Below are 22,902 nucleotides of genomic sequence, written 5' to 3'. Positions count from 1 at the left end.
CGCGCCCGACACCTGATGGCCATCCTCCTGAACGAGACCGCGCGCGACAGGGCGTCCGGAAAAGAACCTGTTCGGGCGATCACCAGAAGTTGGGTCAAGGCCCCAAGTGGCGCGGCACTCAGGGCGACGGCAATGTCCGGTCAGCGGGGCAGAGCCGACATTCGGCATGCCCTTGCGAGCATGCCGATGCGACCGGCGATTTCACTTCATTCGGCTAGAATGCGGGTGATCAGGTCGTAGGTGGCGCGGACCCGCGCCGCATTGGGATAGTTGCGGTTTGCAAGCACCACGACGCCCAGATCCTCGCCAGGCACCATCGCGATGTAGCCGCCAAAGCCGTTTGTGGAGCCAGTCTTGTTCAGAATGACGTCGCCAGCGGGCCCCCCGTTCACGTCATCCATCATCTGAGGTTTGAGGATGAAGTCATAGCCATTTCCCTCCACCAGGAGTTCTGCATCAATCGGCCACGGATAGGCCTCCCAGATCATGGTCTGGGTGAACAGGCGCGTCTGGAACTGCCCCATCTGCGTGCGCGCCACGGCGTCGCGGATTTCGGAAGAGACGTCGCCCTTCGCAAGCTCGACATCCAGCAGCGTCAGCATGTCGCGCGCGGAGGATTTCACGCCATAGGCTTCGTCATCCAGCACGCCGGGCGTGACGCGGATCGGCGCATTCGTTTTCCGGTCGTAACCGAAGGCATAGGAGCCCGCCGCATCGGCCGGCACATCGACCCAGGTGTTCTTCAGCCCGAGCGCGGGAAAGAGGTCCGTTTGCAGGGCATCAGCATAGCTCATGCCCATCGCGTCGGAGGTGATGTGACCCAGCAGGCCAATGCTGATATTGGAGTAGCTGCGCGCCCCCGGCTCCGGTGGTTGCCAGTGCCCAAGCCAGTCGACGAGATGATCGACATCTTCCACCTCATCCGGCACCTGCAAGGGCAGGCCACCGGAATGATGCGTTGCAAGATCCATCAGGGTCAGGGCGCCCGCCGGCGTCCCCTGCAAGGACGGAAGATAGTTCGAGACCGGCGCATCAAGCGACACCTTGCCCCGTTCCTCCGCCATGGCGGCCAGCGTCACGTTGAAGATCTTGCTGATGGAGCCGAGTTCAAAGAGGGTATCCGGCGTCACGGGCCTTTGGTCTTCCCGAGATGCCAGGCCCGTCTGATAGAAACTGTGCTTTCCGCCATGGGTCACGCCCACGATCAGGCCGGGAATGTCGTAGTCCTCGATCGCGGTTTCGAAAGCTGCGGCAGCATCATCTTCGAACTTCTGCTGGCTGTCTTGCGCAAGCGCGGGCTTCAGCGCGGCCGCCACGAGCAGGATGGAAAGGGGTATGCGGTTCATGTCTTGTCCAGTATGGTCTTCGAAAGACGAAATACCCGGGTCTGCATGCATCCGGGAGACGACAAAGCATTGGACTTCGCATAAGCTCAGCTCATGCCTGACCGTCCCGACATCCCGTTGAATGCTTTGCGAACCTTCGAAGTGGCGGCGCGTCAGGGCAGCTTTACCCGTGCCGCAGTCGAGCTGCGTGTGACACAGGCCGCCGTCAGCCACCAGATCGCGCGGCTCGAGGATATGCTTGGCGTGACCTTGTTTCACCGCACGCCGGCAGGCCTGGTCATGACCGATGCCGGTCGGGCGCTGTTTCCGGTGATGGAACGGGGGCTGGACGACATCGCCCGAATGCTGGACCGCGTTGTGGGAGGGCCAGCCGCAGAAATCCTGAACATCGGCGTCGTGACGACATTTGCCACAGGCTGGCTCATCCCGCGGCTTCAGGCCTTTGCCCGCATGCATCCGGGGATCACGCTCCGCCTGTCCACGCACAACAACCGCGTGGAGATCGCGCGCGAGGGGCTGGATGCTGCCATCCGCTTCGGCGAGGGCCAATGGGCGGGGATCGAGGCGCATCACATCATGGACGCGCCCATGACGCCGCTCTGCGCCCCGGACATAGACCTGCGCATGCCTGCGGATTTGCGCCGACACACGCTCCTGCGGAGCTACCGGGCCGACGAGTGGCCTGCGTGGTTCGGGCAGGCAGGGGAAAGCTGCCCTCCGCTCACCGGTCCCGTTCTGGACAGTTCGGTCGGGCTTGCGGACCTTGCCGCCGAGGGGTTCGGCATCGCGCTGCTGCCCGTGCCGATGTTCCAGCGCCAGCTTCTATCGGGCCGGTTGGTGCGCCCGTTCGCAACGACCGTGACCCTCGGGAGCTATTGGGTCACGGTGCCCAGAGAACGACGGATGACGACCGCCGTCGAGACCTTGCTGGACTGGATGAGAAACGCAGCGATCGATCACAGGCCTCCTGAATGACAACGCCCGGTTTGGGGCTCGAAGCGGCCATGCGGCGGCGCGGCGTGTCGCGTGGCCACCTTGGCTGAGCAACATGGCGCTCCCGGCCCTTTGCTGCCGGTCGAGCATGCGTCGCCGCCGCGGTGCAACTTCCCCGAAGCGATCGGTCGTGGCATTGTGCAGCATGGCCGGGCAGGCCAAGGTCAGCAGTGCGGACAGAGGCGGACGTTGACGGATGCTACTGTCGACTAAAGCTGAGCAATCGTTAGGAGCCGGACGGCATGGCAAGACGCATCGAACTTCAGGGTATCGTTCATGATGTTCTCGCCGCCTTTGTGAGCCGCAACAACGATATGAACGGTTACTGGGCCCTCGGTCAGTTGAGAAATTGGATAGAGCGCGAAGGTGCGAGTGCGCTTGATATACCGCTGGCGGGCGAAGACCTCTCCAAGATAAATCCTGAGATTTCAATGGTATCGCAACGCTTCGCGGCAACGCTGCAAGCCTTGATGAAGAGCCACAATCTGCCTTTCGAGTGGGTTCAAGACGCTCACTTAACTGTGGAGTTGGCCACTATTGACCGGCTCAATTGCTCGCTCCGCGTGGTTTCTGACCTTGGGCGCGGGTTCGAAGCTAGCTGCATCCTGTTGGTGCTTCGGCATGATCCTCGACGCGAACTCAGGAGAGCTGCTGCGAGCCCCTGACCGTCCGCTCCGGGCTCGAAGCGGCCATGCGGCGGCGCGGCATGACTGTCTTGAGGCCCCCGCCGCCGTATCGACCTCGGCCCAAAGCCGACCTTCGTGCCAGGCGCGGCAGATGGCCGGTCCAGCTTCAAACAGGATCTTTGCTGCTTGTGTGCAACGGCATCGTTCCCTTGAAACTGTTTGGGTTCTCACCTGCGTTCGGTGCAGCAAGAAGCCCTTTGCATGAGAAGAGCCGCTTGACCACAATGCCCATTCCGTTCTCAAGGAGGATGGGCCCGACTTGTTGGACGGAGCCGACTGGGCCGAGCTTTCATGAGATCTCCGGCTCATTAGCGATGTCGCGATAGGCTGCGAGCGGCACGGGTTTCACAGGCAGATGTGCGTTGAAGCGCCCGGATTGCTCAATCGAGGCGCCGCGTGCTTTGGCTATTCGCGCCGCGATCGTGCCCTCGCAATAGCGTCCCTGGCATGGCCCCATCCCGCTGCGGCATTCCAGCTTCAGCGCATTCGCGGACTGTATGAAGGGGTTGCCTGCCAATGCCGCTTCTATGCGCTTATTCCGGACCTCTTCGCAGCGGCAGATCACGGTATCTTCCTGACAAGACAGCTCCGCCAAGGCGGCACGATGAGGCTCGAACATCGTCTGCATCACCGTAGAAAAACGCGCAGCGCTGGCCAGTCGCCGCTTGGCGCGTGTGAGCGTAGACGGATCCACTGTAGCGCCGAGCGATGCAGCAATGCTCAACCCCGCCATATGACCCTCCGCCCAAGCCCGTTCCGCACCGGCGACACCCGTCGGTTCGCCCGCCACGAAGATGTCCGGCGCCGAACTGCGGAATTCGGCGTCATGCGATACGGTCCATCCGCCCCCCGCCGAGTTCCAGCAAAGCGCGCAGCCGGCCTGCCGTGCGAGTTCGGTGGACGGCGAGAAGCCATAACCGAGCGCGAGGACATCCACCTCGACAACGTGATCTTCTCCGCTACGCACCCACTCGGCGTCGACCCGGGAGAGCCGAACCTCGAGCCTGTCGTCAATCGCGCGCGCTTCCGACACCACCGTCCGCCGCGAGACCGGAACCCGGTGCCGCGCGATCTTGGCCATCGCGCGCAAGGCCTCGGCAAAGATCGAGACATGGCCGGGAATGGCGGGGAGTGCTTTCGCCATTTCGAACAGGCCGGGCAGATCGCGAGCGAGGGAAATTTCCACGATCTCGGCGCCGGCATCCAGCAACTGCCCGGCGAGAATGAGCTGGATTGGGTGCGAACCGGCCAGCATTACGCGCTTGCCGACAAGAAGTTTCTGGCTTTTCAAAAGGGATTGCACCGCACCCGCCGTCATCACGCCAGGCAAGGTCCAGCCGGGAAAGGCGACCGGCATGTCATAGGCCCCGGTCGCAAGAAGCAGACGGCGTGACGCGACCCGACGGCCACCATTTGGCGTGTTGACGGCCAGCTCCAGTGCCGCAGGCTCAGCCCCGTCCCGGTCGTGCAGCACGCCGAAGGCGGTCGAGCGGAAATGGGCCTCGATCGCCGGGTGATCCTCGAAATGCTCGATCAGCTCGCGCGCCCAAGGGTAGGGGCGATAATTCCCGTGCCGCTCGCCCCAGGCTTCGGGGGGGCGGCGAAAGATCTGCCCACCAGCGCGCGCCTGTTCGTCGATCACGGTGACCGAGAACCCGGCCTCTGCCACGGCAAGGGCTGCGGCCATGCCGGCCGGGCCTGCGCCAACGATTGCCAGATCGCGCATCACTTGCCCTCCTGCCGTTCGACTTGCATTCCGTCGCGCACATCAGTCAGGCAGGCCCGCACCAGGTCCTGCCCGTCGACCCGGACCGCGCAGTCGAAGCAGGTACCCATGTTGCAAAATGGCAAGCGCGGTTGCCCGGCCCGGGTCACACTGAACGCGGCAACTCCAGCGGCCAGCAAAGCCGTTGCCAGGGTCTCGCCCTCATAGCTGTCGATACTCCGGCCGTCGAAGGAGAACGTCACCTTTCGGCCACGTCCCGCATCGAGGCGTCGTGCCTTCACCATGTTCTAGCTCCTTCCATAGCGGGCCGGATCGAAGGCCGTCAGATCAGTTTCGGGCCGGCGACCGGCCACCAGCGCGGCCAAAACCTGCGCGAAACTGGGGCCGAGGGTAAAAGCCGAGCCTCCGGTCGCGACAAAGGCACCGGGGCAGCCCGGCACGGCGCCCACAAGCGGCAGCTGATCCGGCGTGACGGTTGTCGTCCCGACCCAGCTGCGGATCGCCGGAACACGGCTCAGGGCAGGCAGAACGCAGATCGCCATCTCGGCGTTGCCTGACAGCGAACTCAGCAGAAGAGACGGTTTGGCGTCGAAATCAGGCTCCCCCCGGGCATCGCGCATCAGGCGCGCCGGCCAGCCGCCTCCGATCAGGATATTGCCGTCAAGCGCCTGCTTGAGCGACAACCGCCCGCCCGCATGCTGCACCAGATGCGGAATCAGTTTTGGCACGCGCTGCGTCACGGTCATCATGAGCGCCAGCGGGATCGTCGGCAGATCGGCCTCCATCATTTGGCCGATCCGCGTCGTCCAGACGCCGGCAGCGATGACGATAGTCTGCGCCGAGACCGGCTCGCTCGTGCTGCCCGCCGAGAGGGCGACCTGCCAGCCTCCGCCGCTGCGCGACAGCCCGGTGACCTCGGTCCGGGTCCGGATCTCGGCGCCTGCCTTAAGTGCGGCACGGGCCAGCGCGGGCCCGGCGGTTCGTGCATCGGCCTTGCCTTCGATCGGGCAATGCGCCGCTGCAATCACCCGATCCGACAGGTAGGGAGCAATCCGCTCGATCTCGGCCCGGTCGATCATCCGGTTGTCGAGTCCCCAGCTCCTCTCGAGCGCGGTTTTTTTCTCTAGCAGGGCGACCTGCTCGGCATTTTCGGCGATCATCAACCCGCCGGTCTGCTTGACCTCGATTGTCTCGCCGCAAAGCGCGGGGAGAGCGGACCACAGCTCGGCAGCCTGAAGGTGCAGCGGCATCGCCTCGGCCGCCTTCAGCGCCGCCTCGGTGCCGCGTTCGATCATCCGGTATTCGAGCTGAAAATGCAGGCTCCCGGCATTGCTGCCGGAGGCGTGCTGATTGATCTGGTCGCGCTCTACCAGCAGAACCCGACCGCCCTCCCGCGCGATCATCCAGGCGGTGGAGCAGCCGAGCAGTCCCCCGCCAATGACGATCGTGTCGAAGTTCCGGGCCATGGCGATCAGCCCAGCGGCTGGGTTTCGATCCCCAGCTTGTGCAGAGTGGCCTCGATCCGCGCGACCTCATCCGGGCTCAGCTCCATCAGCGGGTCACGCACGAAACCGGCCGGAACGCCCCGCAAACGCAGCGCGGTCTTCATGATCGCCTGCTGGTTGCCGAACTGAACGCCGTAATCGGGCCGGAACCATTCCGTCATGATGACGCGGTCGCGTTCGCCGAGCGCCAGCGCCCGGGCCCGATCTCCTTCGGCGATCGCCCGCCAGAAATCGGGGTGATCGGCTCCCAGCACACCGCCCGAGCCCATCAGCCCGTCACCATGGCCGAGCAGGGCCAAATCCACCCCCAACGCGCTGGTGGGCAGGCCGAAATAGCGCACCCTGTCTTCGAGGCGATACATGCCTGCAAGGAACGCGGCGAAATTGCCGGTGGAGTTCTTGATCGCCACGACATTCTCGATCTCGGCAAGCTCCTCCAGAAGGTCCGTATCCATGTCCACAATGCAGCCGCGTGGCCAGTTGTAAACGGTCATCGGGATGTCGACCGCATCCGAGACCGTGCGATAGAAGCGCACGATCTCGGTCCGGTTGGGAACCACATAAGGCGGCGGGGTCAGCAGGATACCGTCCAGCCCCGCCGCTTCTGCAGCCTTGGCATGGGTGATCGCCTCGGCCGCGGTGAAAGCATTGCAGGCACCGATGACCCAAAGGCCCGCTGCGCGGTGGCGCGCGCCCGCCTGGAACAGAGCGGCGCGCTCCGCGAGGCTCATGCTGAACCATTCGCCGCTGGTGCCCGCGAGGATGACACCATGCATGCGCTCGGCGCGGAGCCACTCCATCTGCCCGTCGAACGCGTCGAGGTCCAATCGGCCCTTGCCGTCGAACGGGGTGGTGATGGCAGGAATATAGCCGGTCCAGGAGACGGAATTGCGATCCATTTGAGGTCCTTTCGATGCCTGCTTTTCAGGTCGTTATCGGATTTTGGAGGCCGAGCTGTCAGTCGCTTCGAAACGCCGCCCCCAACCGGTCACCACGGCCACGATCATCACCGCGGTCAAAGCAAGCGGATAGATCGTCACCGGGAAGAGCGCGAAGGTGGATTGCGCCGGGGCCTGATCGTAGCCCGAGGTCAGCAGCGCCCCGATGAACAGGTAGGCGCTGAGAACCGGCACCACCGAGGCCAGGCCGAGGGCGAAACAGTCCATCACGTTGGCCCGCCGATAGGGATGCAGGCCGACACGGGCGCCGAGTTCGTCAGCGATCGGGCCGAAGGTCAGCATCGCGGCCGAGTTCACGCCGCCGAACAGCAGCGTCGTCGCCGAGACGCCCAGCCCGATCGCCCATTCGACGCCGCGCGGGGTCGAGGCGAGGGAACCGGTCGAGAGCTTGGTGATGATCAGTTCCATGACGCCCGCCCCGCGCAGCACGCCCATGATCCCGAAGACCGAGATGACCAGCGCCACGGTCCCCAGCATCGAATTGACGCCGGCATAGAGGAAGCCCGAGGGGGTGCCGTCCTTGACGCCGACGATGTCGCTCAGGTTGAGCAGGCTGGAGGCGAGCCCGGTCAGCGAGCCGAGGATCAGCCCCACCGTGACGGCGAGGAAGATATCGCGCGAAAGCATCGCCACGATCAGCATGATCGCGACCGGGATCAACATCAGGAGCGGCAGCGGCGAGGCCTCGGCCGAGAATTGCGCCAGCCCGGCATGCTGGGCGCCCGACATGCCGATCACCAGATAGAGCACGGCCGAGATCGCTGCCGCCACCAGCGCATAGCGCGCCCGGTGCCGGACCACGCCGCCCACATCGGCCACCGCGTCCTTCGAGCGGAATCTCTGGCTCGAGGACGAGATGATCGTGGTGTCCGAGATCGGCGCCAGATTGTCGCCCAAGATCGCCGCCGAGAGAATGGCGCCGGCCAGCGGTGCCGGGGCTGCACCGATCGTGATGCCCGCCGCGTAGAAGATCGGGAAGGCGGTGAACATCGTCCCGATGGAAGAGCCGGTCGCCATCGAGATCACGCCGACCGAGATAAAGACGAACAGCGTGTAATATCCTGCGTTCAGGCCGAATTCCTGTGCCAGCCAGACGAAACCGATGGCCACACCCGTGGCCTTGATCAGGGCCGAGATCATGCCGACCATGAACAGGATCACGGTGATCGCGACCGCGCTTTCGCTGCCGATGCCTTTCAGCACCTGGACCCAGAACTCCTTGTAGGTCTTCGCGAACAGCGCGCCGATCAGCAGCGACACGAAGCCGCCCATGGCCAGTGCCGTCATGTCGAAGGCCTTGAAGACCACGAAATAGAGAAAGCAGGAGATGAGGAAGAGCACCGGGGGCAGGAAAGCCATCGTCAGGCCGCCCCGGAATTGCAGAGAGGGTTGGTTCATCACGAACCTCCGTGTTGGAGCTTCTGTTTTTATGTCGATTGCCCGCCAGAGGCAGCATGTTTCAGAACCGGGCGGCCCTAGCCGCCCGACCTGTCAGATCGTCAGGGCCAGGCCGCTGTCGGGATCGGTGATCTGTTGCAATTCCACGAAATTCCCGTCGGGATCCCGGCAATAGCAGACGCGCATCGGACCGACCTTGATCGGATCCGAATTGAAGCGAATGCCCTCCGCGCTCAGCCGCGCGTGGTCTGCATGCACGTCGTCGCTGTCGAAACAGACATGCGCGATGCCCTTGTTTGACAGGGCGGGCGCGTCGCTGCGCGCCGAGAGCGGCGTGGTGTATTCGAAGATCTCGAGAAAGGCGTTACCCGCCTTGAGAAGCGCCGAGCGCGCGGTGGAGCCGCTGATGCCGGTGATCTGGCCTGCGAGTGCCGACAGATCGCTGCCGGCCTCCCAACCAAAGGTGGAGATGACCTCGAAGCCCAGCAGATCCCGGTAGAACGGGAGCAGGGTGTCGAGATCATCGGTCGCGAGGCTGGGGTGATGGATGCCACGGATCATGATACTCTCCTCAAACGCAGGCCGTGGCTTCGATTTCGACCAGCAGGTCGGGCGAGAACAGCCGCGTGGTGCCGACCAACGTGCTGGCAGGGCGATGGCCAGCCTCGACGAAGGGGCCGATCAGCGCCCCCCAATTGGCGAGCGTCGCGTCCATGTCGGTGGTGAAGATGCGGATACCCTGGACATTGGCATAGCTCATGCCGGCCTGCGCCAGCACCTCGCCCAGGTTGGCCACGGCCAGCGCCAGTTGCGCGGCCATGTCGCCGGGATATTGCGGGGCGCCGGACGCATCGGTCGCGCATTGCCCCGACAGGGTCAGGAAACGGGTGGCGCCGGTCGCTTCACGTGCATGGGCAAAGCCGAAGCCGTCTTGCCAGGTCCAGGGGTTGATTTCGCGGGTTTCCAATTGGAGATCCTCTCTGTTGTCGCACATCGTTGGGGAGGTGCCGGTCTGAGGGCCGGCTTGCATGTCGATCGATCGCGTTTGTCGAGAGAGCGGTGATCGTGTCGATCATTCCAGCGGAGAACATGGTTGCGTTCAATGGCGATCATTGCAGAAATTCGTTGCAAACATTGCAACATAATATGTATTATTTCATGTGATTAATTTGAAATCATGGCGCACCTCAGACCCAGATGAAGATCACTGACGACCGCATCCGATTCCTGTTCGAAGCCTGGCGCTGCGGCTCCATGCGCGCGGCGGCCGATATCCTGGATCTGGCTCCTTCCTCGATCAGCCGCCAGATCGCCCAGCTCGAGGCAGAGACCGGAACATCGCTGATCGAACCTGGGCGCCGCGAGATCCGCCTGACAGATGCGGGCCACGCCGTGATCGACTACTATCGAGCCCGTCAGTCCAGCGTCGAGGTCCTGGAAGCCCAGTTGCTTGACCTTGCTGCTGCGCGGGCGGGGCATGCCGAAATCGCGATCGGTGAGGGGTTTCTCGGCCCCGACTTCCACGAGACGCTCGACGGTTTCATCAACACATATCCGGGGATCACGCTTTCCGTCAGCGTCACGGATACGACGAAGATGATCCGCCTGCTGCTTGATGACGAGGTCCATTTCGGCGTCGCGTTCAACCCGGTCTCGCATCCGCATGTCGTTTCGCGCTATCGGGCAGCTCTTCCCCTTGTGGCGATCCTGTCCGCGCATCACCGGCTGGCACAGCGCAGCAGCCTTTCGATGGAAGACCTCGGCATGGAATCCCTGGCCCTCATGGGGCCGAACTTCCGGATCCGGCAGTTGATCGACGAGGCCGCCACGAATAACGGGCTGAGGATATCGCCGATCTTCACCAGCAACTCGATCGCCCTGCTGACCCATATGGCGCGGGCCCATGGTTTGATCACCGTTCTGCCCGCCTTCAGTGTCAGCGCCGAACTCGCCAGCGGAGAGTTGGTCGCGGTTCCCGTTGCGACGCCCGAGCTACAAGCCGTCTATGTTCATCTTCTTGCCCGCCGCGGCCGACGTTTCGCGCCACATCTGAATGAACTGGCGGATCTCATTCGCAAACGCTTGCTGCCATCGGCGCGTGTCTCAATCGGATGAGGCAACGATGACTATTGGTCGTCGCCACTGCAGAAAATAGTCAGTATGCGCGCTTTCGATGGGGCTCATTGTCCTTAACCAGACCTTCGCGCGAGTCGCAGCGAAGGTCCGCAACCCGCCCTTCGTGCCGATAGCGGGTGTTTGGCAGAGTTTGCGTGTGAGAGGGATTTTCGCTATGCTGCAAGGGATTTTAGATCGCGCCATTGCTGCTGGTGCAAAGGCAAGAATTTCTGAAAGTGCGCCCCCGCAACCAACAAATCCGACTTCGACACAACACCAGCCCTCGCCAAACGCGGGGGCTTCGTCATGTCAAGCTCGGCGAGATCGAGAATCCCAACCAAGTCCCCAACAAGCTCAAGCTGATGGCCGCTGCTGTGACCCCCGACAGTCACCCAGCTGATGCCGGAGCCCGCGGTTGAGTATGGCGCTGTTGCGCCCATTGCGGTGAGTTGGGCCTCGAAAGCGGTGGGGGGCGCCGAGAGCCGGGTGTGGGCGCTCGGCGTTGTAATCGGCGCCCCAGTCCGCGACGATGGCGCCGGCGTGGTCGAGCCCGTGAAACAGCGGCTCATTCAAGAGCTCGTCTCGCATCTTTGAGTTGAAGGCTTCACAGATCCCGTTCTGCATCGGCTTTCCCGGCGCGATGAAGGGCCTGGATACGCCGATCTCCTCGGTCGAGGCCAGCATCGCGTTCGAGCTGAACTCATTCGAGGGGCTTACGCGGCCCCACCGGGGCCACGGTCCCATCTCATCTTGATCGCTGACGATGAGGCCCGGCTTGCCGCGCCGCGCGATCACCGCAGTGAGCTCCCGCGCGACTCGGCGGCCGGAGATTTAAGTGTCAACACGGCGGCAAGGCACTCCTTGGCTGCATCGTCGATCACGTTGAAGAACGAGCCAGTGTGGCGCCATTGCTCCGAGCCCAATGGCGAAGGCTGTCGCCGGCCGTTCGCGAACTGGTCGTGGACAAAATCGACCGACCACCGCGCATTCGGCACGGCGACGGTCAGCAGCGGCGCTCCTGTCCCGGTCGCTTTCTTGCGCCCGCGCCGCTTGCGCACCGACAAGCCTTCCTCGCGACAGAGCCGCTGGGGTTTCTTGCGGTTCATCACCAGCCCCTCTCTTCTCAGCAACGCATGCAGCCGCCGATAGCCGAACCGGCGTCGCTCGCCGGCCAGCATCCGCATACGTTCACGCAGCCCCGCATCGTCGGGCCGACGACTGCGGGAGCGCGCTGAAATCCGATCAGCTCGGATCACGGAACACGCCGTTGTTCGCTGCAAACAGTCCCCCGGACTGTCTGCTTCACGCTCCGATCTCGCTCATCTCGTGGCCTTCCACGAGGATTGCGACGGCCTCGCGCCTGGCGGCGGGCGTCACCACTTTCGGCTGAGGAGATCCTTCAGCGCGGCCTGGTCGAGCAGGGGATCTGCCAACAGGCGCTTCAGCTTCGAGTTATTTGCCCATTCTCTCGAACCGGTGGTGTTCACGGGCTCACTCCTCAAGCGCCTTCAGAGACCTCCATGCCTCCGAACCTGGCCTTCCAGGCGTAGAACGTCGAGGTGCTGATCCCGCGCCCGCGGCAGCGATCAGCGATCTTTGCCCCCGCCTCGGCCTCTCTCAGAATACCGATGATCTGGGATCCGTTGAACTTCGATGGCTTCATGGTCCGATCCTTCCCCTGGGGCGGACGCTAGCAGCAGCTGGATGAACTATCGCGGCGCACAGTATAGGCAGTCTGGGACATGCCGCCCACGGTCTTAGCCCAACCAAACGTTTCCTCGATCCGTTTGCGCTGCTTCCGGGGCTGGGCATGGCTTTTGTGTCGGGTTGTATGCCCGTCGATTGCCGAATGCCGCGCCTTCTTGGCGAGGTACGGGGGGACGCAGGCCTCGCGGAGATCTGCGACGAATTCGACCGCATCATATATCCCTTGTTGGCACCCAAGGTCAGCTGCCGGGGCGATCCGGGGGTAGCGGTGCAGCATGTCCAGCGCGGCCTTGCGTTCGGCGCGGTCGTCAGCGCAGGTCAGATCGCCATAGGGCTTGATGGGGGGCCTGCGTAGCCTTTGCTGGTGTTCAGTCCCGGCATCTGGTGATCGAGGCACGCAATCGTGCGCCCCGGGTCGAATCAGGGCGGGATGGTGAAACCTTATATCCACCGCCGTCAGGGGGCTCGAGGCGCCCGCCCCCTTCGGCCCCGCCCTTGCCGCAGTGACGGCGAAGACGCCCGGCGTGCCGCTCTTTCAGGGGCTTGCGATGCGGATCGCCGTCGTCGGTGCGGGCTGCCCGGCGGAGGCGGATCGGCACGATCGGCGCGCATCGCGCGCGGCTCATCGCCGGGATGGAAGGGAACGGCTATCCGCGCGAGATCACCGAGGCCTGTTCCTCGCAGATCGAGAGCTTCGCCGATTACGGCTTTCCCGAAAGCCATGCCGCCACCTTTGCGATGCTGAGCGATGTCTCTTCCTGGCTGAAATGCCATCACCCGGCGGTCTCTGCCGGCCCGGGGCTGATGCGGCGCGATGTGCTCTGGGCGGTGCGCGCGATCCGGACGCCCCGGCCCCTGCCGCTCTTCTCCGATCCGCTCGATGGCGAGGGGTTGCGCGAGCCCGCCGTCCTCCTGTCGCCGATGCGTTTCGGCGAGGAGGTGGTCGCGGATCATGTCTCGCTGCGGCTGACGCTGCGCGCCCATCCGGCCGAGCTTCTGCGGCTGCTGGTCGCCGGGATCACCCCGCATCAGCAGCGGACCGAGGCGCCGCCCGGGCGCTGCGCCGTCTGCGGTCTCGTGATCACCTGTCCGCGGCCGGGCACCGCCTCGGGTGTCATCTTCCTGACCCTCGAGGATGAGACCGGCGTTTCGAATATCGTCGTCTGGCCAAAGGTCTGCGCGCAGTTTCGTCGCGGGGCGATGGGCGGGAGGCTGCTGCGCGTAACCGCGCGACGAGGCGGCAGGCGTCACGCGGCCAGACGACGGCGCCCCGAGGCCGGCGCGCGCGAACAGGCGAAGTGCCTGTTCTCCAGCCGGGATTGCCACTGAGATCTCCCGATCAGGGGCCTGTGCCGCCGGGCGGGATCAGGTCAGTTGGCCCGCCGTCAATCCATGTAAAGGCCGCCGTTCACATGGATGACCTCTCCGGTGATGAAGCTCGAGGCCGGACCTGCCAGAAACAGGATTGCGCGGGCGACCTCCTCGGCGGTTCCGAACCGGTCGAGCGGGGTGGCCGCGCGCAGTGCCCCGCCGTGTGCGGCGAGCAGATCGCGCGTCATCTGCGTTTCGATGATGCCGGGGGAGACGGCGTTGACCCGGACCTGCGGCGCGAGCTCCTGTGCGAGGGAACGCGTCAGGCTGAGCAGCGCGCCCTTCGTCGCCGCGTAATGCGCATGGCGCGGGCTGCCGCGATGGGCCGCGATCGAGGTCAGGTTCACGATCGCCGCGCCCGGGTTCAGCGCGGGCAGAGCGGTGCGGATGAGATGGAAGATCGCGTCGAGATTGATCTCCATCGTCTCGCGCCAGTCCTGCGCGCTCATTTCGGCAAAGGCGCGGTCGCGGTAGATGCCCGCCGCCGGGATCAGCGCGTCGATGCCGCCAAAGCGCGTGCGGGCCAGCGCCACCAGCGCGGCGGCATTCTCCGGATCTCGCACGTCCCCGGCGAGCATCGCACAACGTCCGGCGCCGATCTGCGCGCACAGCGCGTCGAGCGCCTCGGCGCCGATGTCACCAAGCACGAGGCGCGCCCCCTGCGCCGCGGCCTGCAGCGCGACGGCCGAGGCGATGGCGCCGGTCGCGCCGGTGATGACGAGGGTCTTGCCCCCGAATGCGTCGGTCATCTCAGTCCTCCCTGATCTCCGTTGTCCGCGAGTCCTGGATCTGCAGGCGCGTGCGGCGGATGTGGCTGCGCAGCATCTGTTCGCCTTCCTCGGCGTCGCGGCGGCGGATCGCCTCGAGGATCAGTCGATGCTCGTAGTGGATCACCCATTGCCCCTCGCCGCCGATCAGCCGGGTATAGGCGCGGCGATAGTGCTGGGTCGTGTTCCAAAACCGCTCGATCATCGCGAGCAGCGTCGGCATCTGCGCGCCGGCATAGCTTTCGAGGTGGAACTCGCGGTCGAGGCGGAGGAAATCCTCGACCTCGCGCGTGGCGTCGATCGCGTCGACGAGGGCCGCGAGCCGGTCGATCTGTTCCTCCGACAGCCGCGGGATGCTTTCGCCGAGTGCGAGCGGTTCGATCCGCTCGCGGATCTTGTAGATCTCGTTGCATTCCGCCGGGTCGATCCGCGCGATCCAGGCGCCGCTGTTGGGCACGAGCGTGATGAGCCCCTGCGTCTCGAGATCCTTCAGCGCCTCGCGCACCGGGATCCGGCTGGTGCCGAAGCGCTCGGCCAGTTCCTCCTGCCGGATCCGCGTGCCCGGGGCATAGACGCCCGACAGGATCGCGCTGCGCAGATCCGCCACGATCGCCGCGCTGAGCGTGGCGCTGTCCTGCTCCTTGCCCGATATCGACATTCGGCTCCTCCTCTTTCGAATTTGTCTACATCAATGTGTAGGTGAGATGCAATTGTATCCAACGATAAGAAATTTTCGGGTATTTTCGAGTAAAAATCGCAAAACATGCATTTATTGTTGACATACATGTTTTGCGGGGGCCATTAGTGTATCCAATCCAGCTGCCGGGAGGGGTGGCGCAGGATCGAGGGAGGACCTATGACTCGGACCGTATCCGCGGCGCGGCGTTTTGCTGCGCCCAGTCAGGAACAGATCGTTCTTGTCGCCATTCTGATTGCGACCGCGATCTTCGCCGTGCTGCTGCCGACGTTCCTGACGTTTGGCAATATCTTCGCGCTCGCCCGCAGCATCTCGATTCTCGGCATCCTGTCGCTCGGCATGGGGATCGTGGTGATCGCACGCGGCGTCGACCTGTCGCAGATCGCGATCATGGCCTCGACGGCGGGGATCACCGCGGTGATGCTCAACTCCGGCGTGCCGCTGGCTGTCGCGCTGGTCGCGGGGTTTGCCCTGGCACTCGCGATCGGGGCGCTGAACGGCTTCATGATCGCCTATGTCGAGATCCCCGCGCTGTTCGCCACGCTCGCCTCGGGGCTGCTCGTCGTCGGCGTCACCCGCGCCCTGGTGATGCCGCAGCTGCTCGTCTATCTCAACGATGGCGAGACCTTCGTCGGTACGCTTGGCGAGAACCTGTCCTGGGGGCTGCCGGTGCCGCTGATCGTCTTTGCCGTGCTCGCGCTCATCGTACATCTGGGCCTGTCACGTACCACCGTCGGGCGCTTCATCTATGCGCATGGCGACAATGCCGATGCGGCGCGGATGACCGGGATCTCGGTGCGGCCGCTGACCATGCTCGAATATGCGGTCTCGGGGGCGATCGGCTATGTCGGCGGGCTCGTCATGCTCGGCTCGACCAGCCTGATGCATCTGCAGGTCGTCGACAGCACGCTGATCTTCGACGTGATCCTGGTCGTGGTGCTCGGCGGGATCAGCCTCGTCGGCGGGCGCGGTTCGGTCGGTAGCGTGCTGGTCGGGGCGCTGCTGATCGGGGTGCTGCTCAACGGCATGACCATTCTCAATCTCGACACCCAGACACAGGACATCTGCAAGGGCGTCGTGTTGCTCGCGGCGATCGTGATCGACAGCTTCCTGCATCGCAAGGACGACGAGACCGCGAAACAGGGTGAATGACCCCCGGGAGGAGGGGGTATCGGAAACGGAGGAGGAAACCATGAGATCGAAACTGATGCAGGGCCTCGTGCTCGGGATGGCACTGGCTGCGACGGTGATCGCGGCCGCCCCGGCGGGCGCCGAGGGCAAGCCGAACATCCGCGAGAAATGGCGGATGGGCTTCGACGAGAAGATCAAGGGCAAGAAGGTCGCCTGGGTGCCGGTCTGGATGGGGGTGCTCGAGTCCGAATGGACCGCGGTGATGAAGGATCAGTTCTCGCGCTACGGCATCGAATTCGCCATGCGCGACCCGAACTTCAACAACGATGTCGCGCTGCAGGCGGTCACCGCGCTGATCAACGAAAAGCCCGATGTGCTGATCGTGCAGAACAACTCCACCACCGCGCTCGCCTCCGAGCTCAAGCGCGCGATGGAGCAGGGGATCTATGTGGTGCAGGTCAACATGGCCTCGAACACGGTGGGCGACGCTTATGTCGGCGTCGACTGGGTCGACATCGGCCGCCAGATCGCCACCGAGATCGTGCATGACTGCGGCGGCGGCAAGGGCTCCGGCAAGGTCGCGATGATCCAGGGCGAGGCCACGGCGGCCGGCTCCGTCGATCAGCTCAAGGGGGCGATGGAGGTGTTTTCCACCGATCCCTCGATCAAGGTCGTGATGTCGCAACCGGCGAGCTGGGACGCGAACAAGGCCAATCAGCTGGCGACCACCGCGATCCAGCAGAATCCCGATCTCTGCGCGGTCTACGGCTTCTGGGGGCCGATGACGGCGGGTGCCGCACAGGCGGTGAAGAATGCCGGCATGGAAGGCAAGATCCGGGTCTATGCCTCCTCCGACGGGCAGCGTGGCGACTGCAACCTGGTCGAACAGGGACTGTTCTCCCGCGCGCTCTCCTATCGCGCCGACATCCAGGGGCAGGCGATCGTGAACGCGGTGCTCGGCCTGCTGCAAAGCGGTGACGCCCCCGGCTCGAAGAACCTCTTCTACTTCTCGAACCAGTATTGGGTGAACGGGCCGCAGGACGCCAAGTTCTGCTACGACGACCCGACGAAGTGATCGCCCCTCCGCGGGCCTGAGCCCGCATTTCCCCGCAAAGACCGAAACGACGCTCCCGGCACCCCGCCGGGAGCCCCACTCCCCGATTGTCCGAGGCCAACATGTCCGTCGCTCGACTCTGGTACAGATATTCCCCGCAGATCCTCATCGGCGAGCTGCTCGAGAAGCGCTGGATGGAGGCTTTCGTCCCCTTCGTGCTGATGCTGATGGTGATCGGCGCCTTCGCGCTGGCGCTGCCCTCGCAGCTGAGCTGGATCAGCCTGCAATACCTGCTGCGCGATTTTGCACCGATCGCGCTCGTCACCTTCGCGATGGCGCTTGCCATCCTTTCCGGCGGCATCGACCTTTCCGTCGGTGCGACCTTCGCGGTGGCGAATTTCGTCGCGATCTATCTGGCCGGCGTGCTCGAATGGCCGATCCCCGCCGCAATCCTCGGCACGCTGGCCTTCGGCGCGCTCGCGGGCACGGTGAACGGGGCGCTGATCGCCTATCTGCGCACCCGACCGTTCCTGACCACGATGGTCATGCTCATCATCCTGCGCGCGCTTTATGACAAGCTCATCAATGGCTACACGGTCGAGCTGTCCTCGATCATGATCGAGGATCCGCTCTGGACGATGATGGGCGGCGGCAAGATCCTCGGCCTGCCCTTCGCCGCGATCAGCCTGCTCGTCATCGGCGTGGCGCTGCATTTCTACCTCTCGCGGATCCGGCCGGGTCTGCATCTGATGGCCGTGGGGTCAAGCCGCAAGGCCGCGCGCCATGCCGGCATCCCGGTGCGCCGCGCGATCTTCTCCGCCTATCTGGTGTCGGGTCTGCTCTCGGCCTTTGCCGGGGTGATCTATGCCGCGCGGCAAAACAGCGTCGGCACCGGCGTCGGTCAGGGCTGGGAAATCACCGCCCTCGCCGCGGTGGTGCTGGGCGGCATCAGCCTGAACGGCGGGCGCGGCTCGATCGCGCGCGCGGCGATGGGCGCGATCGCGATCTTCCTCACCGTGAACGGGCTGGTGCAGTCGGGCGTGCATGGCAGCCTGACCTCGGCCACCGTCGGTCTGGTGCTGCTCGTCGCGATGGGCTTCAACGTGAAATGGGCCAAGAACAAGGCCAAGATCACCCAGAAGGTCTATGTCAGCCCGACCTGGGTCGATTTCCCCCCCGCGCCCTCGATCGCCGCCGACAGCGGCACCCCCTTCGCCGCGAACGACCGGCTGAAGGAGGTCGAGACCATCGGCCTGAACCAGATCGAGGGGCCCGAGGACGTGATCCTCGACCGTCAGGACCGGCTTTACGCGGTGACCCGCAACGGCTCGATCATCCGCTTCTCGGGCCCGGATTTCGGCACCCGCGAGGAATTCGCCCGGATCGGCGGGCGCCCGCTCGGCATGGCCTTCGACCGCGACGAGAACCTGATCGTCTGCGTTGCCGGCATGGGGGTCTATGGCGTCACCCCCGAGCGCAAGGTCTACAAGGTCACCGACGAGACGAACCGCAGCTGGCTCTCGATCAAGGACGACTCGCGGCTCTCGCTCGCCGACGACCTCGACATCGCGCCCGACGGGAAGATCTACTTCTCCGAGGCGACGATCCGTTACGACCTGCAGAACTGGGCGCTCGACGGGTTCGAGGGGCGCGGCAACGGGCGGCTGATCTGCCACGATCCGGCGACCGGCACCACGCGCACGATCCTGAAGGACATCGCCTTCCCGAACGGCGTCTGCGTGGCGCATGACGGACAGTCGATCCTGTTCTGCTCGACCTGGCTGTGCAAGGTCTTCCGCTACTGGATCGCGGGGCCGAAGACCGGCCAGACCGAGGTGGTGATCGACAATCTGCCGGGCTACCCCGACAACATCAACCGTTCGTCGGATGGCAATTACTGGCTTGCCTTCGTCGGCCTGCGCTCGCCGGTCTACGATCTCGCGATGGCCTCGCCCGGGTTCCGCATCCGCATGGTCAAGCGCATCCCGCGCGACGAATGGCTGATCCCGGGACTGAACTATGGCGCGGTCATCAAGTTTGCCGACAGCGGCGCGGTGCTGGAATCGCTCTGGGATCCGAAGAGCGAGGCGCATCCGACGATCACCTCGATGCGCGAGCACAAGGGCTGGCTCTACATCGGCGGGCTCGAGAACAACCGCATCGGCCGGATCCGCCTGAGCGGCGTCGACGAGGGCTGGACCGGCTGGAACTCCTATTGGGGCACCGACGCCCGCAGCGGGCGGAAAGGATAAGCCATGTCTCTGATCGCTGACATCATCGACCGTCTCTTTCATCCCAACCGCGATCCCCATGCGGTGCCGGTGCTCGATGGTGCGTTCTCGCCCAACCGCCTGCTGGAACAGGCGCAGCCGGTCAGCCCGGTGCTGGAGGGGGCGGATGACTTCCTCGTCCTTAAGGCCGAGGGCGCGCCCGGGTTCCTCGTCTCGGTGCCCGAAGGGCTGGTGCGGCTCGCGGATGGGGAGCGCAGCCTTTTTGCCGCGACCGAGGCCGCGGCCGGGGCAATGGCCCCGCGCAAGGAGGGCGGGCTGTTCGTCGCGCTCGAGGGGCGCGGGGTGCTCGCGCTCGATGCCGCGGGCCGGGTGCTCTGGCAGGCGGCGCAGGTCGCCGGGCGGCCGCTGCGCGCAGTGAGCGCGCTCGCCACCGGGCCGGACGGGCGGCTCTATGCCGCCGATGCCTCGCAAACGCATAGCGTGAGCGACTGGAAGACCGATCTGATGCAGGCGGGCGCGCCCTCGGGCCGGATCGTCGCGCTCGACCCGGCGACCGGCGCGGGCGAGGAGCTGGCCACCGGCCTCGCCTGGCCCGCGGGGGTCTGCGTCAGCGCCGATGGCGGGCAGCTGTGGTTCAGCGAGGCCTGGACGCACCGGCTCTGGTCGCTCGATCTCGTGGGCGGCACGCGGCGGCTCATCACGCGCAATTTCACCGGCTATCCGGGGCGCATCGTGGCGCAGGGGGCGGGCTTCTGGATCAGCTTCTTCGCGCTGCGCACGGAGCTGACCGAATTCGTGCTCTCCGAACGCGCCTTCTGCGAGCGGATGATGGCGGAGGTGCCGCGCGATCTCTGGATCGGTCCGGCGCTGAATTCGCGCATGGCGCATCTGGCGCCGACGCAGCTTGGCGGCATCAAGAAACTCGGCATCGAGAAGGCCTGGGCGCCACCGCGTTCCTACGGGTTGGCCGCGCTCTTCGATGCGCAGGGCGAAGGGGTGGCGAGCTGGCACAGCCGTGTCGGCGGGCCGTTCCACGGCATCACCGCGCTGCGCAGCACCGGTGGCCGGGTCTTCGCGCTCTCGAAGGGCGAGGGCGTGATCGTCGAGCTGCCGCAAACCGAAACCTGGCTGAGGGAGGACGCCGCATGACCGAGGCGAACCGGACGGAACAGGCGATCGTCGCGCTGCGCGGCGCGACCAAGGTCTATGGCGGGGTGCATGCGCTCGACGGCGTCGATTTCGATGTGCGCCCGGGCGAGATCCACGCCCTGCTCGGCGAGAACGGCGCCGGCAAGTCGACGCTGTCGAAGATCCTGTCGGGGGCGGTGCAGCTCAGCTCGGGCAGCTATCTGATCGACGGCAAGCCGGTGGATTTCACCGCGCCGGGCGATGCGCTCGCCGCCGGGGTGGCGATGGTCTATCAGGAGACCAGCCTCGTGCCCTCGATGACCGTGGCGCAGAACATGCAGCTTGGCATGGAGAAGCTCTTCACCCGCTACCGTGGCATCAACATCGCCGCGCAGCAGGCGTTGCAGTCGCTCAACTTCGACGTCGATCCGCTGGCGCTGATCGAACAGCTCGGCACCGCGAAACGGCAGATGGTCGAGATCGCGCGCGCCGTGCTGCACGATGCCCGCGTCATCATCTTCGACGAACCGACCGCGAGCCTCACGCCGGAGGAGATCCAGTATCTCTTCCACCTGATGCGGCGTCTGCGCGAGAGTGGTGTTGGGATCGTCTTCATCAGCCACGCGCTCGAGGAGGCGCTGCAGCTGGCTGACCGGATCACCGTGCTGCGCGACGGCAAGCTGATCCGCACCTGTCCGGCGCAGGAGCTCGACCGCGAGGGGGTGGTGAAGCTGATGGTCGGGCGCGAGGTTGCCGCGGCCGAGGCGCGCATCTCCCATCACGCCCCGGCACACCGGCGCGAGAAGCTGCTCTCGGTCGAGAATGTGACGATGGGGTCGATCGTGAAGAACATGTCCTTCTCGGCCTTCGCGGGCGAGGTGGTGGGGATCGCGGGGCTCGTCGGCTCGGGCCGGACCGAGGCGGCGAAGATCGTCTCCGGCGCGCTCAAGCGCAACTTCCTGCGCGGCGGCATGGTCTATCTGCGCGGCAAGCCGGTGCGCTACAACGTGCCGCGCCAGGCGATCCGCGACGGCATCGTCTACATCACCGAAGACCGCAAGCTGAACGGTTTCTTCGAGACGATGAATGTCGACGACAACATCTATCTGGGCAAGCTGACGCGGCCCGGGGGCTTCAGCTTCCTGTTCTCGCGCGCCGAGCGCAAGCGCGTCGCCGATCTCTGGGTGAAGAAGCTCAACATCGCCGCGCTGCGCCGCAGCCTGAAGATCATCGAATATTCCGGCGGCAACCAGCAGAAGGTCGTGGTCGCCAAGGCGCTGGTGCAGGAGCCCTCGATCATCTTCTTCGACGAGCCGACGCGCGGCGTCGATGTCGGGGCGATCCCGCAGATCCACACGGCGATCCGCGACCTGGCGGCCGAGGGCAAGGCGGTGGTGGTGATCTCCTCCTACCTGCCCGAGATCCTCGCCGTTTCCGACCGCATCCTCGTCGCCCGCGCGGGGCGCATCGTCGAGGAAATGTCCGCGGCCGAGGCGACGGAGGACAAGATCCTCTTCGCGGCGATCCACTGAGGGGGCTTTGATGACGACATCCGTTCCCTCCGGCATGCCCGGGCTGCGCGGCACCGATCATATCGGCTTCACCGTGCCCGACCTCGATCAGGCGGTGGATTTCTTCTGCCGGGTGATCGGCTGTGAGAAGATCTACGAACTCGGCCCCTTCCGCTCCGACGACGACTGGATGGCAGTGCAGCTGAACGTCGATCCGCGCACGGTGATGCGCCGGCTCGCGCTGTTGCGCTGCGGCCATGGCAGCAATTTCGAGGTGTTTCAGTACGAGGCCGCCGATCAGCTGGCCCGGCCTCCGCGCAACAGCGACATCGGCGGCCATCACATTGCCTTCTACGTCGACGATTTCGACGCGGCCCTCGCGCATCTGCGCGACAGCGGTGTCACGATCTGCGGCGCGCCGGTCTTCCGCACGGAGGGGCCGAGCGGCGGGCAGAGCTGGATCTATTTCCTGACCCCCTGGGGAATGCAGTGCGAACTCGTCAGCTTTCCCGGCGGCAAGGCCTACGAAAAAACCGCCGCGCGCCATCTGTGGCACCCGGCCCATCCCGAGGCATGA

19 protein-coding genes and 3 pseudogenes are annotated in these 22,902 nt (G+C 65.0%); 10 read left to right on the top strand and 12 right to left on the bottom strand.

The annotated features are described in order from the left end of the window. Nucleotides 1-206: 206 nt before the first annotated feature. A complete protein-coding gene (gene ampC, locus EOW66_RS18400) occupies nt 207-1,346 on the bottom strand; it encodes a class C beta-lactamase (RefSeq protein ID WP_128157792.1) in 1,140 nt (379 codons plus the stop codon). Nucleotides 1,347-1,439: 93 nt separating this feature from the next. On the opposite strand from ampC, the gene EOW66_RS18395 reads away from it, so the two are divergent. Then, nucleotides 1,440-2,321: a LysR family transcriptional regulator gene (locus EOW66_RS18395; protein ID WP_128157791.1), complete on the top strand. Its 882-nt coding sequence runs from the start codon at nt 1,440-1,442 to the stop codon at nt 2,319-2,321. A 260-nt stretch (nt 2,322-2,581) separates the two neighbouring features. Then, nucleotides 2,582-3,004: a hypothetical protein gene (locus EOW66_RS18390; RefSeq protein ID WP_128157790.1), complete on the top strand. Its 423-nt coding sequence runs from the start codon at nt 2,582-2,584 to the stop codon at nt 3,002-3,004. 310 nt (nt 3,005-3,314) lie between these two features. On the opposite strand, the gene EOW66_RS18385 is transcribed toward EOW66_RS18390, so the two are convergent. From EOW66_RS18385 to EOW66_RS18355, 7 genes are all read right to left on the bottom strand, one after another. Then, the gene (locus EOW66_RS18385; RefSeq protein ID WP_128157789.1) at nt 3,315-4,751 is read right to left on the bottom strand and encodes an FAD/NAD(P)-dependent oxidoreductase; all 1,437 of its coding nucleotides are present in this window, start codon (nt 4,749-4,751) and stop codon (nt 3,315-3,317) included. Continuing rightward, nucleotides 4,751-5,035, bottom strand: coding sequence for a (2Fe-2S)-binding protein (locus tag EOW66_RS18380; protein ID WP_128157788.1), 285 nt, complete (start codon nt 5,033-5,035; stop codon nt 4,751-4,753). The genes EOW66_RS18385 and EOW66_RS18380 overlap by 1 nt, the downstream gene beginning before the upstream one ends. Nucleotides 5,036-5,038: 3 nt before the next feature. Further along, entirely contained in the window at nt 5,039-6,217 is a 1,179-nt protein-coding gene (locus EOW66_RS18375) for an NAD(P)/FAD-dependent oxidoreductase (protein WP_128157787.1), read from the bottom strand. A gap of 5 nt (nt 6,218-6,222) precedes the next feature. Next, nucleotides 6,223-7,155, bottom strand: coding sequence for a dihydrodipicolinate synthase family protein (locus tag EOW66_RS18370; protein WP_128157786.1), 933 nt, complete (start codon nt 7,153-7,155; stop codon nt 6,223-6,225). 33 nt (nt 7,156-7,188) lie between these two features. Beyond that, entirely contained in the window at nt 7,189-8,613 is a 1,425-nt protein-coding gene (locus tag EOW66_RS18365) for a Na+/H+ antiporter NhaC family protein (protein WP_128157785.1), read from the bottom strand. A 93-nt stretch (nt 8,614-8,706) separates the two neighbouring features. Beyond that, nucleotides 8,707-9,174: a VOC family protein gene (locus EOW66_RS18360; RefSeq protein WP_128157784.1), complete on the bottom strand. Its 468-nt coding sequence runs from the start codon at nt 9,172-9,174 to the stop codon at nt 8,707-8,709. 10 nt (nt 9,175-9,184) lie between these two features. After that, a complete protein-coding gene (locus EOW66_RS18355; protein WP_206363743.1) occupies nt 9,185-9,580 on the bottom strand; it encodes a RidA family protein in 396 nt (131 codons plus the stop codon). A 230-nt stretch (nt 9,581-9,810) separates the two neighbouring features. Here EOW66_RS18355 and EOW66_RS18350 point away from each other — a divergent pair, with 230 nt between their 5' ends. Beyond that, a complete protein-coding gene (locus EOW66_RS18350) occupies nt 9,811-10,728 on the top strand; it encodes a LysR family transcriptional regulator (protein WP_128157782.1) in 918 nt (305 codons plus the stop codon). 354 nt (nt 10,729-11,082) lie between these two features. On the opposite strand, the pseudogene EOW66_RS20730 reads toward EOW66_RS18350, so the two are convergent. Beyond that, nucleotides 11,083-12,391, bottom strand: a pseudogene (locus EOW66_RS20730) (IS3 family transposase). A gap of 63 nt (nt 12,392-12,454) precedes the next feature. Then, nucleotides 12,455-12,760, bottom strand: a pseudogene (locus tag EOW66_RS20725) (IS5/IS1182 family transposase); the annotation flags it as partial. A 72-nt stretch (nt 12,761-12,832) separates the two neighbouring features. On the opposite strand from EOW66_RS20725, the pseudogene EOW66_RS18340 reads away from it, so the two are divergent. Then, nucleotides 12,833-13,764, top strand: a pseudogene (locus EOW66_RS18340) (hypothetical protein); the annotation flags it as partial. Between the two features lie 56 nt (nt 13,765-13,820). On the opposite strand, the gene EOW66_RS18335 reads toward EOW66_RS18340, so the two are convergent. Both EOW66_RS18335 and EOW66_RS18330 read right to left on the bottom strand, forming a co-directional pair. Next, complete coding sequence (locus tag EOW66_RS18335) at nt 13,821-14,555, bottom strand: SDR family NAD(P)-dependent oxidoreductase (RefSeq protein WP_128157781.1); 735 nt, start codon at nt 14,553-14,555, stop codon at nt 13,821-13,823. Nucleotide 14,556: 1 nt separating this feature from the next. Further along, on the bottom strand, nt 14,557-15,231 hold the full coding sequence (locus EOW66_RS18330) for a GntR family transcriptional regulator (protein WP_128157780.1): 675 nt from the start codon (nt 15,229-15,231) through the stop codon (nt 14,557-14,559). Between the two features lie 198 nt (nt 15,232-15,429). Between EOW66_RS18330 and EOW66_RS18325 the strand changes: the two genes are divergently transcribed. From EOW66_RS18325 to EOW66_RS18300, 6 genes are all read left to right on the top strand, one after another. Continuing rightward, nucleotides 15,430-16,422, top strand: a complete 993-nt coding sequence (locus EOW66_RS18325; protein ID WP_128157779.1) for an ABC transporter permease — start codon at nt 15,430-15,432, stop codon at nt 16,420-16,422. Nucleotides 16,423-16,462: 40 nt separating this feature from the next. After that, the gene (locus EOW66_RS18320; RefSeq protein ID WP_128157778.1) at nt 16,463-17,476 is read left to right on the top strand and encodes a sugar ABC transporter substrate-binding protein; all 1,014 of its coding nucleotides are present in this window, start codon (nt 16,463-16,465) and stop codon (nt 17,474-17,476) included. 101 nt (nt 17,477-17,577) lie between these two features. Next, nucleotides 17,578-19,707 (top strand): ABC transporter permease, encoded by a 2,130-nt coding sequence (locus tag EOW66_RS18315; protein WP_128157777.1) that lies wholly within the window; start codon nt 17,578-17,580, stop codon nt 19,705-19,707. A gap of 3 nt (nt 19,708-19,710) precedes the next feature. Next, a complete protein-coding gene (locus EOW66_RS18310; protein WP_128157776.1) occupies nt 19,711-20,835 on the top strand; it encodes an SMP-30/gluconolactonase/LRE family protein in 1,125 nt (374 codons plus the stop codon). Beyond that, nucleotides 20,832-22,346 carry a sugar ABC transporter ATP-binding protein gene (locus EOW66_RS18305; protein ID WP_128157775.1) on the top strand — a complete coding sequence of 505 codons (1,515 nt, stop codon included), beginning with the start codon at nt 20,832-20,834 and terminating at the stop codon, nt 22,344-22,346. The genes EOW66_RS18310 and EOW66_RS18305 overlap by 4 nt, the downstream gene beginning before the upstream one ends. Before the next feature lie 10 nt (nt 22,347-22,356). Continuing rightward, the gene (locus EOW66_RS18300; RefSeq protein ID WP_128157774.1) at nt 22,357-22,902 is read left to right on the top strand and encodes a VOC family protein; all 546 of its coding nucleotides are present in this window, start codon (nt 22,357-22,359) and stop codon (nt 22,900-22,902) included.

The sequence above is a fragment of the Paenirhodobacter huangdaonensis genome, assembly GCF_004022465.1.
Classification (GTDB): domain Bacteria; phylum Pseudomonadota; class Alphaproteobacteria; order Rhodobacterales; family Rhodobacteraceae; genus Rhodobacter; species Rhodobacter huangdaonensis.
Note: the sequence above shows the minus strand (reverse complement) of the source record. Positions and strands in the feature narration are given on the sequence as shown.

Coding starts and splice junctions, on each gene's coding strand:
- ampC (WP_128157792.1), bottom strand. CDS start 1,346: ATGAACCGCATACCCCTTTCCATCCTGCTCGTGGCGGCCGCGCTGAAG.
- EOW66_RS18395 (WP_128157791.1), top strand. CDS start 1,440: ATGCCTGACCGTCCCGACATCCCGTTGAATGCTTTGCGAACCTTCGAA.
- EOW66_RS18390 (WP_128157790.1), top strand. CDS start 2,582: ATGGCAAGACGCATCGAACTTCAGGGTATCGTTCATGATGTTCTCGCC.
- EOW66_RS18385 (WP_128157789.1), bottom strand. CDS start 4,751: ATGCGCGATCTGGCAATCGTTGGCGCAGGCCCGGCCGGCATGGCCGCA.
- EOW66_RS18380 (WP_128157788.1), bottom strand. CDS start 5,035: ATGGTGAAGGCACGACGCCTCGATGCGGGACGTGGCCGAAAGGTGACG.
- EOW66_RS18375 (WP_128157787.1), bottom strand. CDS start 6,217: ATGGCCCGGAACTTCGACACGATCGTCATTGGCGGGGGACTGCTCGGC.
- EOW66_RS18370 (WP_128157786.1), bottom strand. CDS start 7,155: ATGGATCGCAATTCCGTCTCCTGGACCGGCTATATTCCTGCCATCACC.
- EOW66_RS18365 (WP_128157785.1), bottom strand. CDS start 8,613: ATGAACCAACCCTCTCTGCAATTCCGGGGCGGCCTGACGATGGCTTTC.
- EOW66_RS18360 (WP_128157784.1), bottom strand. CDS start 9,174: ATGATCCGTGGCATCCATCACCCCAGCCTCGCGACCGATGATCTCGAC.
- EOW66_RS18350 (WP_128157782.1), top strand. CDS start 9,811: ATGAAGATCACTGACGACCGCATCCGATTCCTGTTCGAAGCCTGGCGC.
- EOW66_RS18335 (WP_128157781.1), bottom strand. CDS start 14,555: ATGACCGACGCATTCGGGGGCAAGACCCTCGTCATCACCGGCGCGACC.
- EOW66_RS18330 (WP_128157780.1), bottom strand. CDS start 15,231: ATGTCGATATCGGGCAAGGAGCAGGACAGCGCCACGCTCAGCGCGGCG.
- EOW66_RS18325 (WP_128157779.1), top strand. CDS start 15,430: ATGACTCGGACCGTATCCGCGGCGCGGCGTTTTGCTGCGCCCAGTCAG.
- EOW66_RS18320 (WP_128157778.1), top strand. CDS start 16,463: ATGAGATCGAAACTGATGCAGGGCCTCGTGCTCGGGATGGCACTGGCT.
- EOW66_RS18315 (WP_128157777.1), top strand. CDS start 17,578: ATGTCCGTCGCTCGACTCTGGTACAGATATTCCCCGCAGATCCTCATC.
- EOW66_RS18310 (WP_128157776.1), top strand. CDS start 19,711: ATGTCTCTGATCGCTGACATCATCGACCGTCTCTTTCATCCCAACCGC.
- EOW66_RS18305 (WP_128157775.1), top strand. CDS start 20,832: ATGACCGAGGCGAACCGGACGGAACAGGCGATCGTCGCGCTGCGCGGC.
- EOW66_RS18300 (WP_128157774.1), top strand. CDS start 22,357: ATGACGACATCCGTTCCCTCCGGCATGCCCGGGCTGCGCGGCACCGAT.